Annotated in this window: 4 protein-coding genes; all 4 read right to left on the bottom strand. The window is 77.5% G+C overall.

Annotated features, from left to right (window positions below):
* Window positions 1-20 precede the first annotated feature (20 nt).
* Genes AC3EVP_RS22795 through AC3EVP_RS22780 form a run of 4 tightly spaced genes read right to left on the bottom strand, consistent with a single transcriptional unit; the run spans window position 21 to window position 18,635 of the window.
* A complete protein-coding gene (locus AC3EVP_RS22795) occupies window positions 21-5,699 on the bottom strand; it encodes an SDR family NAD(P)-dependent oxidoreductase (RefSeq protein WP_435132426.1) in 5,679 nt (1,892 codons plus the stop codon).
* An 8-nt stretch (window positions 5,700-5,707) separates the two neighbouring features.
* Window positions 5,708-11,815: a condensation domain-containing protein gene (locus AC3EVP_RS22790; RefSeq protein WP_435132423.1), complete on the bottom strand. Its 6,108-nt coding sequence runs from the start codon at window positions 11,813-11,815 to the stop codon at window positions 5,708-5,710.
* The gene (locus tag AC3EVP_RS22785; protein WP_435132420.1) at window positions 11,812-15,213 is read right to left on the bottom strand and encodes a non-ribosomal peptide synthetase; all 3,402 of its coding nucleotides are present in this window, start codon (window positions 15,211-15,213) and stop codon (window positions 11,812-11,814) included. Before AC3EVP_RS22785 ends, AC3EVP_RS22790 begins: the two co-directional genes overlap by 4 nt.
* Entirely contained in the window at window positions 15,210-18,635 is a 3,426-nt protein-coding gene (locus tag AC3EVP_RS22780) for a non-ribosomal peptide synthetase (protein WP_435132417.1), read from the bottom strand. Before AC3EVP_RS22780 ends, AC3EVP_RS22785 begins: the two co-directional genes overlap by 4 nt.
* Window positions 18,636-18,835 lie beyond the last annotated feature (200 nt).

The following is an 18,835-nucleotide window of genomic DNA, read 5'->3' as shown; positions in this document are numbered from 1 at the left end:
GCCGGGCCCCTCCCTCGGGGTCAGGGCTTGGGGGTGGCGCGGAGGCGGCGGGCGGCGCGGGAGCGGCCGCGGGTGCCGGGGGCGGGCGGGGGAGTGGAGGAGGCGGGAGCGGGGGCGAGGGCTTCGGCGAGGGCGCGGAGGATGGGGCGGCGGAAGAGCTCCACCAGGGGGATGTCGCGGTGCAGGCGGTCCTGGAGCAGCCCGTGGACGCGGGTGGCCTGCAGGGAGCCGCCGCCCAGGTCGAAGAAGCTCGCGCCGCGGGTGATCCCCGAAACGCCCAGCACCTCGGCCCACACGGCGGCGATCACCGACTCCAGGCCGTCGCGCGGAGCGCCGTCCGCAGAGCCGGTGCCCGTACCTGCCCCCGCGCCCGCCTGCGTGGCCGACGCGGCACCGGACTTCGCCAGCCGCTCCCGGTCCACCTCGCCGGTGACCGGGTCCAGCGGCAGCGGACCGACCACGACCCGCGGCGCCGCGGACGGCGTGCCGAACCGGTCGGGCGCCGCCGCACCGAGCGCGGGCTCCGCCTCGGCGTGCACCGACAGCTCCGTCAACACCGCCGAACCGCCGCCGAGTTGGGAGGCCACCCACGGGCGGCCCGGGTCCAGCCCCACCAGCTGGTGCGGCGCGTCGAGGCCGAGCGCCACCACGAGCGAGGCCAGCGCCTCGTCCGGCGGCAGCACCCGGTAGCCCCGCGCCCGCGTCAGGCTCTTCATCGGGTGGCCCGCGCTCATCCCGGTCTCGTCCCACATGCTCCACCCCAGGCTGTACGCGTCAAGGCCGCGCTCCCGCAGCGCGCCTGCGAGCGCGTCCAGGTAGGCCGAGGCCGCCGAGTAGCCCGCCACCGACGCGCCACCGAACAGGCCGTTCACCGAGGAGAACGCGACGAACAGCAACCCCCGCCGCCCGCCCAGCAGTTCGGCCAGCACCCGCGCCCCGTCGGCCTTCGCGGCCAGCGCCGCGTCGAGATCGGCGGGCGCGCACGCGTCGAGCGGCACCTCCCGGTAGGAGCCCGCCAGGTGCAGCACCCCGTCCAGCGGCGCCCCCCACCGCGCCTCCGCCTCCCGTACGACCCGGCCCACGGCCCCGGCGTCCGTGACATCCGCGCGGACGTACTCCGCCGCCGGATCGAGCGCCGGCGGCCGGGGCCCGCGCCCCAGGCACAGCACCCGCGCACCGTACGACGCGGCCAACTCCGCTGCCAGCAGCCGCCCGACGCCGCCCGCGCCGCCCGTCAGCAGGTAGCGCCCGCCCGCGCGGAACGGCGCACGTCCGGCCCCGCTCCCCGCCCGCGCGGGCACCAGCCTCCGGGCCAGCCGCCGGCCCCCGCGGTAGGCCACCGCACGCTCGCGCGGCAGCCGCCCCACCTCCGCGGCCAGCAGCGCCGCGACCTCGTCCGCGTCACCCGGCAGCACATCCAGCTGGACCACCCGGGCCCCCGGCAGCTCCTGGCCGAGCGTCGCCAACAGTCCGGCCAGCGGCGCCCGTTCGACGTCCGGCACCTCCTGCGGCAGCCCCGCGACCGCACCGCTGGTCACCGCGTACACCGCACCGGCCGGCCCGCACCGCCGGATCAGCCCCAGCAGCGCGTGCAGCTCGCCCCGCGCGGAAGCGCCCGACGGCCGGTCGTAGCAGCGCAGGTCCACCACGGCCGCCGGCAGCAGGCCTACGGGGGCGTCGCCGCCGGGCCCCTCGGCCACCACCACCTCGCGCCCCGCGGCCCGCAGCAGCGCCGCCAGGCGCCCGGCGAGGCCGCCGGAGTCCGGCAGCACCAGGACGGGGCCGTCCAGGGCAGGCGCCGACGGCCGCGGCGGCAGCGCGCGCGGCACCCACACCGGCCGGTGGAAGTGGTCCGGCAGCGTGGCCGCCTGCTGCGCCGCGGTGAACGCGCCCGCCTCGAAACGGGCCCGCAGCGCCGCCCGCTGGATCTTCCCGATCTCCGTCTTCGGCACCTGCGCACGCGCGACCGCCAGCACGAAGCGCGGATTGACGCCGATCCGGTCCAGCACCGCGTGCCGCACCCGCCGCGCGACCTCCTCCGGCCCGGCCGCGCCCCGCGGGTGGAAGAACACCGCCAGCTCGTCACCGCCGGACCCGGGCGGCCGCACCGCCACCGCCGCGGTGAACGACGGCTCCACGCAGTCCAGTTCCTCCACCGCCGCCTCGATCTCGTGGCTGTGGTGGTTGACGCCGTTGAGGATCACCACGTCCTTCGCCCGGCCGGTCAGCGTCAGCCGGCCGCCGACGATCCGGCCCAGGTCCCCGGTGTCGAACCAGCCGTCACCGGTGAACGCCGCCGAATTCTGCTCCGGCGCCGCCAGGTAACCGGTCGTCACGGTGGTGCCGCGCACCTGGAGCCGCCCCACCGCGCCCTCGGCCAGCACCCGCGGCGCCTGCTGCGGCCCGTCCACGATCCGCGCCGCGGTCCCCGGCAGGGGCGCGCCGACCTCCGCGAACGCGTCGTCGTCCGATGTCCCGGCGAGCGTGAACCGGTCGGAGTACACCACCGCGGACGACGTCTCGGACATCCCCCACGCCGGGCGCATCGCGGTGCCCGGCAGCCCGAACGGCGCGAGCAGCCGCAGCCAGCGCCGCGCCACCCGCGGCACGATCGCCTCACCGGCGTTCATCACGAACCGCAGCCGCGACAGGTCCCAGTCCGCCCCGCGCGCCGGCAGCTCGGCCGCCCGGTCGCCGACCAGCCCGAACGCGAAGTTCGGCGCCCACGTCACGCTCGCGCGGTGCCGGTGCGCCAACTCCAGCCAGCGCAAGGGGTCCCGCAGCACCCAGCGGGCGGGCGCGTGCACCTGGCGGCAGCCGAGATACGTGTCCCGCAGGTGGAACATCACCACCCCGCCCACGTGGTCCAGCGGCAGCCAGTTCACCGACACCTCGTCCGCGCCGAGCCCGTTCGCGGCCGCGGTCGCGGCGCTGCGCGCCAGCACGTTGCGGTGCCGCAGCACCACCGCCTTCGGCCGGCCGGTGCTGCCGGAGGTCAGCATCAGCAGCACCGGGTCGTCCGGGTCGGCCGGGCGCGGCCGCGCGGGCTCGTGCGCGGACAGCCCGTCCGCCCCCGCGGCCCGCAGACCGGGCCAGTCCGCCCCCGCCGCCCGCAGCTCCGCCAGCCGCGCGTCCGCGGCCACCACCAACGGGTGCTCCAGCGCCTCCCACGCGCCCCTGAGCCGCCCGCACGCCGCGTCACCGGCGGCGTAGTCGGCGGGCACCGCCAGCGGCACCGCCACCTGCCCGCCCAGCAGGCACGCCCACAGCACCGTCAGGAAAGCGGCGTGCTCCTCCAACTGGAGCAGCACCCGGTCGCCCGGGCCCACCCCGAGCGCCCGCAGCCCGGCCAGCACGCGCAGCGCCCGCCCTTGCAAGTCGCCGTAGGACAGGCCGGTCTCCTCGCCGTCCTCCCCGATCACGACGATCCCCCCGGTCGCCGCCTTGGCCACCCGCGCCAGCGTGTCGCCGAGCGTACGGTCCACCGGGGCGACCGGCGGGCCGCCGTCGGCGAGCGCCTGCGGCCGGCCTGCGGGGGAGCCGTCCGCGGCAGTGGAGGCGGGCGGGGCAGCCGGCTGCGGAACGGGGGCGGCCGGCTCGGGGCGCGGGACGCGGGGGAGGGCGGGCGGTGCGGTGGGTGTGGGGAGGACGGCGAGGGGAACGGCGGGGTGGGCGGCACGGAGGCGGGCTTCGAGGCGGTGGGCCTCGGCCGGATCGGCGACCGGCAGGCGCAGGAGCGCGGGGACGTCCACGGCTCCGTCGGGCGTCAGCGGCAGGCGCGCGACGGGCAGCACGCAGCCGGGCACCGGCAGGTGCGCGGCCAGCGCGCCGAGGTCCACCGGCCCGGCGGGCACCACGTAGGCGAGCAGCTCCGGCGGGCCCGCCGTGCTCGTCCGCGGCACGACCGCCACGTCCGCCAGGGCGGGCGCGGCCCGCAGCAACTCCTCCTCGACGGCGGCCGGTTCGACCCGGCGCCCGCCGATGTCCACCCGCGCGGGCACCACGCCGTCGAAGCCGACCGCGTCCAACAGCCGTACGGTGCCGCCGGGTTCGAGGACACCGCGCTGCCCGGTGGGCTCGCCGCCGGAGTTGTGGACCTCGCCGGGCACGCCCTCGGGCGGCAGGAGCCCGGCCGGGTCGCGCACCAGGAGCCCGCCGCGCGCCATCACGCCGGCCAACTCCCGCTCCCGCGCGGCGGACCGCAGCGAGAGGCGGCCGACGGGGGTGCCGGGGTCGCGGACGGCGGCGGCCAGCAGGTGGCGGTAGTGGCCGGCGATCCGCTCGGCGGTCGCCGGGTCGAACAGGTCGGTGTCGAAGACGAGGGAGCCGTGCAGGCGGTCGGGGTGCTCCCACAGGTGCAGTTCGAGGTCGAACCGGGTGGACTCCTCCTCGTCGTCGAGGCGTTCGACATCGAGACCGCCGAGGCGCAGCCGCTGGTCGGCGAAGTTCTGGAGGGCGAACAGGACCTGGAACAGCGGGTTCCCGCCGGCTCCCGCGCCCGCGCCCGGGTCGGCGCCGAGCGCGCGCACCAGCCCGTCCACGGGGGTGTCCTGGTGGGCCTGCACGTCGAGCGCGGCCGCCCGTACGGCCGCCAGCAGCGCGGTGAAGGGCTGCGCGGGGTCCACATCCACCCGCACCGGGAGGGTGTTGACGAACAGGCCCATGAGCGGCGCGAGTTGCGCGTTGTCCCGGTTGGCCAGCAGCGTGCCGACGACGATCCGCGAACCGGCGCCGTAGCGGTGCAGCAGGGCGTTCCAGCCCGCGAGCAGCGTCATGTGCAAGGTGGCGCCGTGGCGGCGGGCGAGGGCGCGGATGCCGGCCGCGGCCTCGGCGGGCAGGTCGAAGTCGACCCGGGCGCCGCGGAAGGTCGGCTCCGCGGGGCGCGGCCGGTCGGTCGGCAGGGCGATCCGCGGCGGCAGGCCCGCGAGGACCTCGCGCCAGTGGTCGTAGCGGTCGGCCAGCGCCTGCGGGGTGAGGGTCGCGCGCTGCCACTCGGCGTAGTCGGCGTACTGGATCGGCAACTCCGCGAGGCCCGGCGGGAGTTCGCGGGAGCCGGAGCCGGAGCCGGAGCCGGAGCCGGAGCCGGAGCCGGAGCCGGAGCCGGAGCCGGAGCCGTCGCCGTCGCCCGCGTCGGCGCGGTAGAACGCGTCGAGTTCGGTGACCAGCAGCCCGAGCGACCAGCCGTCGGTGGCGATGTGGTGCACGCAGCACACCAACAGGTGGTCGTCGCCTGCCAGCCGCACCAGCCGGGCCCGCAGCGGTGGTTCGGCGGTGAGGTCGAACGGCGCGCGGACCGTCTCGCGCAGGTGCGCCCGCACCGCCGGGTCGGCCGTCACCGGTTCGGCGGGCGCGGGGCCGTCCAGGGCCACCGACTCCAGGGGGACGTCGACGCGTTCGTGCACGAACTGGCGCAGGGCGCCGTCCGGTCCGGCCGCGTAGGTGGTGCGCAGGATCTCGTGGCGGTCGACCACCCGCCGCAGCGCGCGGCCCAGCCGCCCGGCGTCGAGGGCACCGCGCAGCCGCAGCACCAGCGGCACGTTGTACGTGGGGTTGCCCGGGTCGAGCCGGTGGAAGAACCACATGCGCTCCTGGTCGTAGGAGGCGGGGAACTCCAGCGGGGCGGCGGACGCGGCGGGCGCGGGCTGCGCGGGGTGTGCGGGCTGCGAGGCCTGCACGGACGGTGCGGGTTCGGTGGACATGCGGGCTCTCACTCCTGCGCGGTGGGGGTCTTGGCCCGGCGCGGGCTCCGGGTGATGGCGGCGGGCGCGGGGCCCGCGGCGCGGGAACGCCCGATCAGCGCGGCCAGCACCGCGACGGTGGGCTCGCCCGCGTCGAAGAAGGACCTCACGGACAGCGCCACGTCCAGCTCCTCGCGCAGCCGGGTGACGAGCTGCATGGCGAGCAGGGACTCGCCGCCCAGGTCGAAGAAGTCGTCGTGGACGCCGACCCGGTCGACGCCGAGGACCGCCGCCCAGGTGCGGGCGACCGTCCGCTCCAGGTCGTCGCGCGGCTCGACGTAGGGCGTCTCCAGCGGCGGGCGGGCGTTGAACGCCGTCCCGCCGCCGTACAGCCCGCCCCCCGCGGGCGGCGCGGCGCCCGGACCTTCGGCAGCCGGGTGTTCGGAAGCCGGGCGTTCACCCGGGCGTTCACCCGGGCGTTCGGCCGCCGGCGTGCGGGCCGCGGACTCCATCAGCCGCAGCACCACCGGCTCCGGCGTGTCCAGCACCGCGCCGAGCGCCGCTGTCAGGCCGCGCGCCGCCTCAGGCGCGATGACCTCGACGCTGCCGCCGGCCTCCTCCAACCGCCGTATGCGCGCGGCCCGTTCGGCGGCGGCGTCGCACAGCGGGGCGCGCGCGGTGAGCAGCGCGTGGTCGGCGGCCGCCAGCAGGCCCGGCTCGTGCGGGAAGATCCGCACGTCCTCGAAGCCGCGCGCGCCGAGCAGGTCGCGCCAGCCCTCCGGCGGCAGCAGCGGGGAGTGCACGCGCAGGTCGTCGCGGAAGTACCACCAGCCCGCGAAGAGGCCCGCGGTCAGCATCGACGGGCGCCGCTGACCGGCGGCCTCCAGCAGGAACAGCCGCCCGCCGTCGGCGAGCAGGGACCGGACATGGCCCAGCGTGTCGCGCAGGTCGGGCGTGGCGTGCAGCACGTTGAAGGCGAGCACCACGTCGAAGCCGCCGGCGGGAAAGCCCTGCGGCGCCGGGTCGCGGGAGACGTCCAGCACCCCGAACCGCATGAAGTCCGCGCCGCGTTCGGCCGCCGTGCGCTGCCCGGCCAGCACGAAGGACCGGCCCAGGTCGGTGAAGTGGTACTCCACGCCCGGCACGCCCTTCAGCGCCTCGACGACGTCCCAGGTCAGGTAGCCGCGCCCGGCGCCGACCTCCAGGACCCGCAGCCGCCCGCCGCGCGCCTGCCGGGCGAGGCGGGCCACCGCCTGCGCCACCAGCCGGGTGTGGACGGCGACGTCGCTGCTGCCGATCCGCTGGTCCACCACCTCCTGCGCGATGTCCCCCTCGCCGTCGGGCAGCAGCACCTGGTGCCCCTCGACGGCGCCGGACAGCACGTCCGGGTAGCGCTCGGCGCAGCGCCGCAGCAGCTCCACCTCGTCGGCGCGGTCGGGGTACTGGGAGCGGACCAGGGCCTCCAGCTCCTCGATGCCGGGCTCCGCGCCGAGGTCGGCGGCGTCCCCGGGCCGGGTGCGGAAGACGACCCTCTCACCGTCCCGGGTGACGTACCCGTCCTCGGCCAGCACCGCGAGCATCGCGTCGAGGAACGGCCGGTAGCCGGGTGTGACGCGGACGGTCGCGGCGACCTCCTCGGCGGTGGTGGCGGTCCCGCCCGCGGTGCGCACCCCGGCGCGGTGCAGGAAGCACATGATGTGGCGGGCGCACAGGGCGTCCATGACGCTGGTCAGGCCGGCCGGCGGGTGCGCGACGGCGATCCGGCCGCGCAGCAGCGTGTCGTCCGCGGCGAGCGCGGCGGACTCGGCGGCCGGGTCGAGGTGCGCGACGGCCGCCGCCGGCTCGTCCGGCCCGCCGCCCGCGACCAGCAGCCGGCTGCCGCCGGCGGCCAGCTCCAGGGCACGGCCGAACGCCGGGTCGTGCAGCCCGTCGGGCACCAGGTAGGTGCCGGCCGGCGCCGCGTCGCGCGGCGGCGGGTCGATCCAGAAGCGGCGCCGCTGGAAGGCGTAGCCGGGCAGCGGCACCCGGCGCGGCGGCCGGTCGCCGTAGGGGGCGTGCCGGTCGATGGTGCCGCCGGCCGCCCACACCGCGCCGAGCGCGGCGGTCAGCGCCTCGCCGTCGCCGTAGCCGTCCCGGGGGTGGCGCATGGCAGGCACCGCCGTGGCGCCGTCGCCGAGCTGGAGTGCGGCCAGGCGGGTCAGGCCGCGGCCCGGGCCGACCTCGACCAGGACCGGGCCGCCGCGTTCGCGGTGCAGGGCGGCCAGGCCGTCGGCGAAGCGGACGGTGTGCCGGGTGTGGCGCAGCCAGTACGCCGGGTCGGTCGCCTCCTGGTCGGTCAGCGGCGCGGCGCTGATGTTCGAGACGATCGGGATGCGCGGCGCGTGCAGCGCCACCCCGGCCAGCGCCTGCGCGTACCGGGGCAGCACCGGCTCCAGCAGCGCCGAGTGCACGGCGGTGGCCAGCCGCAGCCGCGAGCAGTCCACGCCGTCCTCGGCCAGTCGCCGCTCCAGCTCCTCGACCTCGGCCACCGGGCCCGACACCGAGCAGTGCAGCGGCCCGTTGACCGCCGCGACCGACAGGCTCCCGGTCAGCCGGGCCCGCACCTGCTCCTCGCCGAGCAGCACGCTCAGCGTGGCGCCGCCCGCCTCGGCCATCAGCCGCTCGCGCGCGGCGACCAGCGGCAGCGCGTCCTGGAGCGACATCACCCCGGCCACGCAGGCCGCGGTGTACTCGCCCAGGCTGTGCCCGAGCAGCGCCACCGGCCTGACGCCGTACGCCTCCAACTGGCGGGCGATCGCGTAACCGGTGGCGACCACTCCGACGAACCCGGCGCCGCCTTGCGCCAGTTCGGCCCGCAGATCGCGGCCGTGGCCGGCCATGACGGCCGCGGCCCGGTCCAGTTCCGCGGTGAACACCGGCTCGACACCGTCGAGTTCGGCGCCCATCCCGGCGAAGTGGGTGCCCCCGCCCGGGAAGAGCAGCGCCACCGGGCGGGGCGCGGCCGCCCGGCCGGCGCGGCCGGCGCCCTCCCGCAGCGCCCGCACCGCCCCCGGCAGGTCGGCGGCGGTGACGGCCAGGCGGTGGTCGAACTCCTCGCGGCCCGACCGCAGCGTCTGGGCCACGTCGGCCGGTGCCAGGTCCGGGTGCTCGGTCAGCCAGTCGGCGAGCTGCGCAGCGCTGTCGGCCAGCGCCTGCGGCGACTTGGCGGAGACGGTCAGCAGGTGGTGGCGGCGGGTGCCGGCGGCCGGGGCGGGCCGCGGCGGCGCCTCCTGGAGGACGACATGGGCGTTGGTGCCGCCGATCCCGAAGGCGCTGACCCCGGCCAGCCGCGGTGCGCCCGGGGTGCGCGGCCACGCGGTCGGCTCGCTGACGACCCGAAACGGGCTGCCCTCCAGCGGGATCAGCGGGTTGGGTCGCTCGAAGTGCAGGCTGGGCGGGAGCAGTTCGTGCTCCAGAGCAAGGACGGTCTTGATGATCCCGGCGATGCCCGCGGCGGCGTCCAGGTGCCCGATGTTCGTCTTCACCGAGCCCAGCGCGCAGGAGCCGGGCCGCGCCGCGGTGTCCGGGTCGGCCGCGAACGCCTCCAGCAGCGCCTTCAGTTCGATCGGGTCGCCGACCGGGGTGCCGGTGCCATGGGCCTCCACGTAGCCGATGTCGGCCGCCGCGACGCCCGCGGCGGCGTGCGCGGCGAGGATCACCTCGCGCTGGCCGGCCGCGCTGGGCGCGGAGAAGCCCGCCTTGCGGTCGCCGTCGTTGTTGACCGCCGAGCCCTTGACGACCGCCCGGATCGGGTCGCCGTCGGCGAGGGCGTCGGCCAGCCGCTTGAGCACCACCACTCCCACGCCGTCGCCGGGGAACATGCCGTTCGCGCCTGCGTCGAAGGCGCGGCAGCGCGCGTCCGGCGACAGCGGGCCGTCGGGGAGGTGGTGGTAGCCGGTGTGCGGGCGGGGGTTGAGGCAGGCGCCGCCGGCCAGCGCCACGTCGCAGGCGTGGTCCAGCAGGTCCCGGCAGGCCAGGTGCAGCGCGACCAGCGAGGTGGAGCAGGCGGTCGCCACGGTGATGCCCGGCCCGGTCAGGCCAAGTTCGTAGCTGACCCGGGTGGCGAAGGTGCCCGGCGCGTTGGCCGACTGCGCGGGCAGCAGCGCCAGCGAGCGCGGCGCGTCCGCGATGTGCGGGTGCACCCGCTCCAGGAAGTAGCGGCTCTGGCTCGCGCCCGCGTACACCCCGATCGGCCCGGGGTGCTCGCGCGGGGAGCAGCCGGCCTGCTGGAGCGCGTGGTAGGCGACCTCCAGGAACAACCGCTGCTGCGGGTCGAGGAGTTCGGCCTCCGAGGGCCGGTAGCCGAAGAAGTCCGCGTCGAACAGCTCGATGCCCTCGACCGCGGCCTCCTTGCGCACCAGGCCCGGATCGTCCAGCTCGCGCGGGTCGTTGCCGGCGGCGGTGAACTCCTCCGCGGTGAAGGAGGACACCGCCTCGTGCCCGGCGGCCAGGCCCGCCCAGAACTCCTCCAGGCTCGCCGCGCCGGGGAAGCGGCCGGCCATGCCGATGACGGCGATGTCGAGGTCGGGATCGTAGTCGGGGCCAGGGCCAGGGCCAGGGCCGGGCGCGTACGCGGGGCCGCCCGCGGCGGCGGAGGTGTCGGGCATGGCGGGTGTCGTCCCTTCGCGGCGCGGGCGCGCGACAGCGCCCTCGCCGGTCGGCAGTGGTGGGGTCGCGCCCGGCTCGCCGCCGGCGGCCAGCTCCTCGACGAGGGCGGCGAACCGGTCGGCCAGGCGCTGCGTGGTGGCGGCGGTGAACATGTCGGCGCGGGCGGTGACGGTCACGGACATGCCGCCGCTGCCGCCGCTGCCATGCGGCCCGCCGGTGTCCGCCACGTCGAGCACCAGGTCGAACCGCGACGTGCCCGGGTCGACCGGGTACTCCGCGCACTCCACCCCCGGCAGGTCCAGCCCGCCGAGCAGGTGCGAACGGTAGGAGAACATCACGTCGAACAGCCGCGGCACGCCGCCGCCCCGGTCCGGCCGCACATCGGCGACCACCGTCTCGTACGGCACGTGCTGGTGCGCGTACGCCTGCGCGCACACCTCGCGCACCTGCTCCAGCAGCGCGCGCGGCTCCGGCTCCCCGCCCGGCCCGCCCACGTCGACCGGCAGCACCATCACGTTGCCGAAGTTGCCGACCAGCGGCTCGAACTCCGGGCGCGGCCGCCGCACCACCGGTGTGCCGAACGCCACCGGTCCGGTGGAGCCGCAGCGGCGCAGCAGCAGCGCCGCGGCCGCCAGCAGCACCATGTACGGCGACGCCCGCGCCCGGCGCGCCAGCTCCCTGATCCGCGCGGCCGCGCCGGGGGAGACCGCCGCTCGACGCCGGACGCCCCGGCTCGGCGGGCCCGGCGGGCGCGGCTGGTCGGCGGGCAGCCGTACGGTCCCGGGCGGGCCGGCCAGCAGCTCCCGCCAGTACGCGCGGGACGCCTCGTACGCCGGTCCGGACAGCTCCTCGGCCTCCCAGCGGGCGAAGTCCGCGTACTGCCGGGATGCGGGCGGGCCCTGCGGGTCGCCGCGGTAGGCGGCCGACACCTCGCCGAGCAGCACCTGCCAGGACAGGTCGTCGCAGGCGATGTGATGGATCGTCAGGAACAGCAGGTGCTTCTGCGCACCGGTGCGCAGGAGCAGCAGCCGCAGCGGCAGGTCCCGCCCCAGGTCGAACGGCCGCCCCGCCCACGCCCGGACGCCCTCCTCGACCGCCGGGCGCGGCCGGCCGGGCGGCAGTTCACGCTGCTCGAACGGGAGCGGGGTGCCCTCGGGCGCGGCGATCTGCACCGGCTCCCGGCCGGCGTCGCCCCGGTAGACCGTCCGCAGCACCTCGTGCCGGTGCGTGACCGCCTCGAACGCCGCCCGCAGCCGCCCGGCGTCCAGCGCGCCGCTCAGCCGCACCCCGACCGTGAGGTGGTAGGCCGGGTCGTCCGGTGCCAGCCGGTGCAGGAACCACATGCGCCGCTGCGCCGTGGACAGCGGCGCCGGCAGCCGCCCGCCCGGGGCACCGGTGGGCGGCGGCGCCGCGGCGGGAAGGCCGCGGGCGGCCAGGGCACGGCGCAGCAGCTCGGCCCGGCGCGGGTCCGGGGGCGCCGCGCCGGTCACGACGCACCCCCCGGCGGCGCCTGCTCGGCCGCCAGCGCCGCGTCCAGGTCCTCCGGCGACAGGTCGGCCACATACAGGTGGACCGCGGCGATCTGCGCCATCCGGCCCGGCTCGGCCTCCTCCTCGGCCAGCACCCGCGCCATGGCCGCCACGTCCGAGGTGGCCATGAGGGCGCGCGGGGACAGCCGCTCGTCGGGGAAGGCGTCGCGCAGCCGGGCCAGGATGCGGGCGCCGACCAGCGAGTCCCCGCCGAGCGCGAAGAAGTTGTCGTGCGGCCCGACGCGGGGCAGCCCGAGCGCTGCGGCCCAGGTCCTGGCGAGCAGTTCGACCAGCGGGTCGCCGGACTCCCCGCCGTCGTCGTCGCCGTCGTCGTCGCTGCGTGCGGCGGCCGGGGGAGCGGCCGCCGCCTGACGCGCCAGCGCCTCCCGGTCCACCTTGCCGTTGCCGGTCAGCGGCAGCGCCTGGCAGACCACGATGCTGCCGGGCACCAGATACTCCGGCAGCAGCCCCTCCAGATGGGCCCGCAGCTGCGCCGGGCCGGGCGCCGCCCGCCCGCCGGCCGGCACCGCGAACGCGGCCAGCCCGCGGTGGCCGGCCGCCGCCTCGCGCCGCACCGGCACCACCGCGGCCCGGGCCACCCCCGGATGCGCCGCGAGCGCCGCCTCCACCTCGGCCGGCTCCACCCGCCGCCCGGCGATCTGCACCTGGCCGTCCGCGCGCCCGGCGAACTCGATGACGCCGTCCGCCCGGTAGCGGCCCAGGTCGCCGCTGCGGTACAGGCGCTCCCCGGTCCGCGGGTGGGTGACGAAGGCCGCGCGGTCGGCGGGCGGATCGCCGAGGTAGCCGCGCGCCACACCGGGACCCGAGCAGTACAGCTCCCCGGTGACGCCGTCCGGGCGGTCCCGCAGCGCGCTGTCCAGCACGTGGTAGCGGGTGTTGGCGATCGGCGTGCCGTACGGCACGGAGGTCCAGTGCGGGCCGGGCCGCCCGATGTCGTACCAGATGTTCCACAGCGTGGTCTCGGTCGGGCCGCCCACCGACACCGCCCGGGCCGCCGGGAACCGCTCGCCCAGCTCCCGTACGGCCGCCAGCGGCACCCAGTCCCCGCCGAGGAAGGCCAGCCGCAGAGCCGCCGGGTCGTCGGTGCGGGCCCCGCCGGTGTCGGCCAGCCGCGCGAGCAGCATCTCCATCATCGCGGGCACCGAGTTCCACACCGTCACCCGGTGCCGGGCCATCAGCTCCAGCCAGTGCGCGGGGTCGGTGCGCCGCTCGGGGCTCGGCAGCACCAGCGTGCCGCCCGCACCCAGCACGCCGAAGACGTCGAACAGCGACATGTCGTGGTGCAGAGCCGTCAGCCCCAGGCACCGGTCGTCCGGCCCGAGCCCGAACCGCTCGGCCGTCGCCCGCAGGCAGTTGACGACCCCCCGGTGCTCGATCATCACCCCTTTGGGCTCCCCGGTCGTGCCCGAGGTGAACAGCACGTACGCCAGGTCGCCCGGCGTACGGTCCGACGGCGGCAGCCCGGCGCCGGTATCCGCCCGCGCCGGCTCGTCCGCCCGCGCCGGTTCGTCCGTGCGCAGCACCGGCCGCGCCCCGGGCGGCACCGCACCGGCCGGCGGCCCGTGCGTGACCACCGCCGCGGCCCCGGCCGTCTCCATCAGCCGCGCGAGGCGGCCCGGCGGGGACTCCGGGTCCAGCGGCACATACGCGCAGCCCGCCAGCAGCACCCCCAGCGCCGCCACCACCTGCTCCTCGCCCTTCTCCAGCAGCAGCGCCACCAGCGCGCCCGGCGCCACCCCGGGCAGGTCCCGCAGCCGCCGCGCCAGCCGCGCCGCCCGCGCCAGCAGATCGCCGTAGTTCAGCGTGCCCGACGCGCTGACGACCGCCGGCGCGTCCGGGCGGGCCGCGGCCTGCCGCAGGAACGCGTCCTGGACCAGCTCCCGCGGCACCGGCACCACCGGGCCCTGCGCCGCCTCGCGCCGCGCGGCCTGCCCGGCGGGCAGCAGCCCGACGTCGTCCCGCTCCCACAGCCCCTCGTCGTCGGCGAGCCGCCGCAGCAGCGACGTCCACGCCCCGAACATCGCGTCCAGCACGCCGGGTTCGAACAGCTCCTCCACCGCGTCCCAGTTGCACGCCAGGCTGCCGCGCCGCTCCTCCACCTGCGCGTCCAGATACACCTGCGGGGTCTGCGTGATCCCGTACACGTGCCGCAACGAGCGCTCCAGGACGTGCGGTTCGGGCTCGGCCAGCGCGAGGGTGCTGGTCAGCACCACCGGCATCCGGGCCCGCTCCCCGCCGCGCAGCCGCGTCAGCCGGCGCAGCAGCCGCACCCCGCCCGCCGCGCCGTGCTCCAGCCCCTCCAGCAGCCGCCGCTGAAGCGCCCGGGCGCGTACGGCGAAGCCGTCCGCGCCGGCGTGGTCGGCCTCGACCAGCGTGAAGGACGCGAACTCGCCCACCAGCTCGGCCGCGCCGGGCACCGAGGGGTCGCGGTTCATGCTCGGCACGTTGAGCGTGAAGCGGTCGGTGGAACTCCAGCGGGCAATAACCTCGGCGTAGGCGGCGAGCACCACACCGGTCGGGGTCAGCCCGGCCGCGGCCCCGCGCCGCCGCAGCCGCGCCCACGTCTCCGGGTCGAGCACGGCCTGACGGCGCACGAAGCGCGGGCAGCGCACGGTGTCCGGGTCGGCCCGCAGCGGCAGCGCGGGCGCCGGGGGCAGCTCCGGCAGCCGCCGCTCCCAGAACTCCTCCGCCGCCGGCGCCCCCGTATCCGCGAGGGCCGCCCGCTGCCGCAGGTAGCCCGCGAAGTCGACGGGCAGCGGCGGAAGTTCGGCGGCCGGGTCGTCGTAGTAGGCGGCCAGGTCCCGGTACATCACGTGCCAGCTCGCCCAGTCGACGGTCAACCCGTCGAAGCCGACGTGCACCCGGCAGGTGCCGCCCGCCAGCAGGCACACCACGACGGAGAACAGCGGCCACACCCCGGCCGGGCGCACCTCGTGCGACAGCCGCTCGCGCACCGACGCGAGCGCCGCGGCCACCTCCTGCTCCGTACGCTCCCGCAGGTCCAGCACCTCGACCGGCGGGTCCGGCACCTCCGCAAGCTCCCGCTGCTCCTGCCGGGCCGGGTCCACCACGGTGCGCAGCATCCCGTGCCGGTCCACCAGCAGCCGCCACGCCCGCACGAACCGCCCCACCTCCAGCGGCCCTTCCAGCTCCAGGTAGGCGTGCGTGCTCACATTGCCCAGCGGGTAGGCGTCGCCGCGGCCGACCAGGTACGCCTGCTGGGTGTCGGTCAGCGGGAACGCGCCGCCCGCGGCCGAGCCGTCCGTGGTCGCGCCGCCCGTTGCGGTGCTGTGCGCTCCGGCGCCCTCCGCCCCCGCGCCCTGCCCGGCGGCCCTCACGCGCCCTCCCCGGCCGCCGGGACCTGCGGACGGCCCTGCGGGCGGCGCGACCGGCGCGCCGACAGCGCCTCCCGGCCGCGCAACGCCCGGGCCCGGGCCTGCGCGCCCGCCTCGCCCGGCGCCTCCTCACCCCCCGGCCCCGCCCCGCCGCCCGCGTCGAGAAAGGCCGCCAGCCGGGCCACCGTCGCGTTCGAGAAGAGCGTCAGCAGCGGCACCTTCACCCCGATCCGCTGCTCGATGAGCGTCTGCGCCCGGACCACCAGCAGCGAATGGCCGCCCAGGTCGAAGAAGTTGTCGTGCGCGCCGACCTTCTCCACCTCCAGCAGCTCGGCCCAGATCCGCGCCACCTCGTCCTGTGTGCCGGCCGCCGGCGCGGTCCAGCCCCCCTCGGTGCCGGAGACCGGCAGCGGCAGCGCGGCCAGCGCCCTGCGGTCGACCTTGCCCGCGGTGGTCAGCGGCAGGTCGGCCAGCAGCAGGACCGCGCGCGGCACCGCGTGCGCCGGCAGCAGCCCGGCCAGCCAGCCCCGCAGCTCCTCCCCGCCGGGCGCCTGCGCGCCCTGCGCACCGTCCTCACCGGTGCGCACCGAGGCGTACCCGACCAGCTCGTGCCCGCCGCCCGCCGCCGTACGCGCCAGCACCGCCGCCTGCCGCACCGCCGGATGCCGGGCCAGCGCCGCGGCGACCTCGCCCGGCTCCACCCGGAACCCGCGGATCTTCACCTGGTCGTCCACGCGCCCCAGGAACTCGATCTCGCCGTCCGCGGTGAACCGCGCCAGGTCCCCGGTGCGGTACATCCGGGCACCGGGCGTGTCCGCGTACGGGTCCGCGATGAACGACTCTGCGGTCCGCTCCGGGTCGCCGAGATAGCCGCGGGCCAACGGCAGCCCGCCGACGTGCAGTTCGCCGCCGACCCCCACCGGCACCGGCCGCAGCGCCGCGTCCAGCACATACAGCCGAGCGTTGGGGTTGGGCCGGCCGATGGTGACGCGCCGAGCGGACTCCGACGGCTCGAACACCCGGCAGCTGACCCCGATCGTCGTCTCCGCCGGGCCGTAGCCGTGGTACATCCGGGCCGGCGAGACCGCGCGGAACCGCGCGTACAGTTCGGCCGTCAACGCCTCGCCGCCGCACCACAGATGCCGCAGCGAACGCAGCCCGGCCGCCGCGCCGGGCCGCTCCAGCAGCACATCCAGCATCGAGGCCACGATGTACAGGAACGTCACCCCGCGCTGTTCGACCGTCGCCAGCAGCCGGTCCACGTCGCCGTCGTCGCCCGGCTCGGCCACCACCAGCCGGGCACCGGCCACCAGCGGCAGGAAGATCTCGTTGACCGATATGTCGAAGCCCAGCGGCGCCTTGTGCAGCACCGCGTCGTCCGGCCGCAGGCCCAGCTTCCCGATCTGCCACAGCATCCGGTTGCAGATCGCCTGCTGCCGGATCATCACGCCCTTCGGGGTGCCGGTGGAGCCCGAGGTGTGGATCACGTACGCGATCCGCTCCATGTCGGCCGGTCCCGACGGCGCCCACTCCGCCTCCCCGTCCGGGCCTTCGCCGTCCGCGTCCGGCCGGACCACCGCCACGCCGCTGCCGGCCAGCAGCCGGTCCGCGTCCGCCGCGCCGACCACCAGCGCCAGCCCGCACCGCTCGGTGATCTCCCGGACCCGCGCCGCCGGCCACGACACCTCCAGCGGCACGAACGCGGCCTGCGACGTCAGCACCGCCAGCAGCGCCACCACCAGGTCCACCGAACGCTCCAGCAGCACCCCGACCAGCGTGTCAGGACCCGCCCCCGCCGCCCGCAGCCGCGCCGCGAGCACCGCCGCCCGCGCCTCCAACTCCCCATAGGTGAGGGACTGTCCGCCGCACTCCACGGCCACCGCGCCCGGGTCGCGCAGCGCCGCCTCCCGCACCAGCGCGGCCAGGTCCCGGTCCACCAGCGGGTCGTCGCCCTCCACCGGGCGGCCCCAGCGCAGCAGCAGTTCCCGCTCCTCGTCCGGCACCACCTCCAGCGCGCCGACCGCCGCCTGCCCGCCGCGCCCGGCGACGTCGCCCAGCAGCCGCACCAGGTGCCCGGCGGTCCTGGCCACCGTCGCCGCGTCGTACAGGTCGGCGTTGCCGGTGACCGCGCCGTGCAGCGTGCCGCCGTCCTCCCAGCAGTTGAGCACCAGGTCGAAGCGCGCCGAGTCCACCTCCTGCTCCACCGGCTCCGCCCGCAGCCCCGCCACCCGCGCCCCCCGCGGCGGGCTCTGCATCACCGCGAGCACCTGCGGCAGCGGCCCGGCACCGGCCGAACGGTCCCAGCGCAGCTCGGCGGCGACCGCGTCCAGCGACACCTCCTGCCGCGCGTACGCCTCATGGCAGGTGCCCCGCACCCGGTCCAGCAGTTCCCCGAACGGCAGCTCCGGCTCCACCCGCGTGCGCAGCACCACCGTGTCCGCGAAGCAGCCCACCGCGTCCCGCAGTTCGGGCCGCTCCCGGCCGTGGACGACCGAGCCCACCGGCACCGCCTGCTGCCCGGTGTAGCGGTGCAGCAGCACCGTGAACGCGGCCACTACCGCCATGTACGGCGTCGCGTCATGGCCGCGCGCCAACTCCCGCACCGCCGACCACACCTCGGGCGCCAGCGTGAAGCGGTGCGAGACCGCCCGGGAGCCGGCGACCTGCGGGCGCGGCCGGTCCGCGGGCAGGTCCAGCCGCGGCGGCTGTCCGCCCAACTCCTCGCGCCACGCCGCGAGATGGGCCGCGTATTCCGGACCCGCCTCCCGCTCCTCGCGCCAGCGCGCGTAGTCCCGGTAGGTGACCTGCGGCGCGGGCAGCGGGCTCGGCAGACCGGAGGTGAACGCCTCGTACAGCGTGAAGAGTTCACGCAGCAGCACCGCGAGCGACAGCCCGTCGGCGACCGCGTGGTGCACCACCAGCATCAGGACGTGCTCGGTCGAGGAGTGCCGCAGCAGGCCGAACCGCACCAGCGGGCCCAGCTCCAGGTCGAACGGCTCGGTGTCCAGCGCGCCGATCCACGCCGCCTCACCGCTCCGGTCGCCCCCGGAGTCGGCCTCGGCCCACGGCAGTTCGAGCGACGGCGCCACCACCTGCCGCACCACGCCGTCGGCTTCGGCGAGCGTGGTGCGCAACGCCTCGTGGCGCTCCAGCAGTTCGGCCAGCACCCGGCGCAGCGCGACCACGTCGAGCGGTCCGGTCAGGCGTACGGCCTGCCCGATGTTGTACGCGGCGGTGCCGGGCAGCAGCCTCGCGTGCACCCACATCCGGCGCTGGGCCGCGGTGGCCGGCACCGGCCCCTGCCCGCCGCTGCGGCCGATGCCCTCCGGCCGGGCGGCACCGGCCAGCCACCGGTCCAGGAGCCGCTGCTTGGCGTCGGACAGCCCGTGCTGCCCGGGCGATTCCTGCGAGCGTTCGTCGGTCATGCCTGTCTCCCGGCTTCCGTTCGGGTGAGGGGGTGGAGTCAAGGGGTCGGGTCAAGAGGTGGGGTCAAGAGGTGGGGTCAGGGCGCGAAGCCAAGGGGCCCCGGCCGCGGGGGAGGCGTACGGCGGTGCGCCGCGGCCCCGGGCCGGACCGCCGCACCACCCGGCCCCCGGCATGCGGCGCGGCACGCGCCCACCGCCGA

Source organism: Actinacidiphila sp. bgisy144 (assembly GCF_057708105.1).
This window is presented reverse-complemented; position numbering and strand designations above follow the sequence as displayed.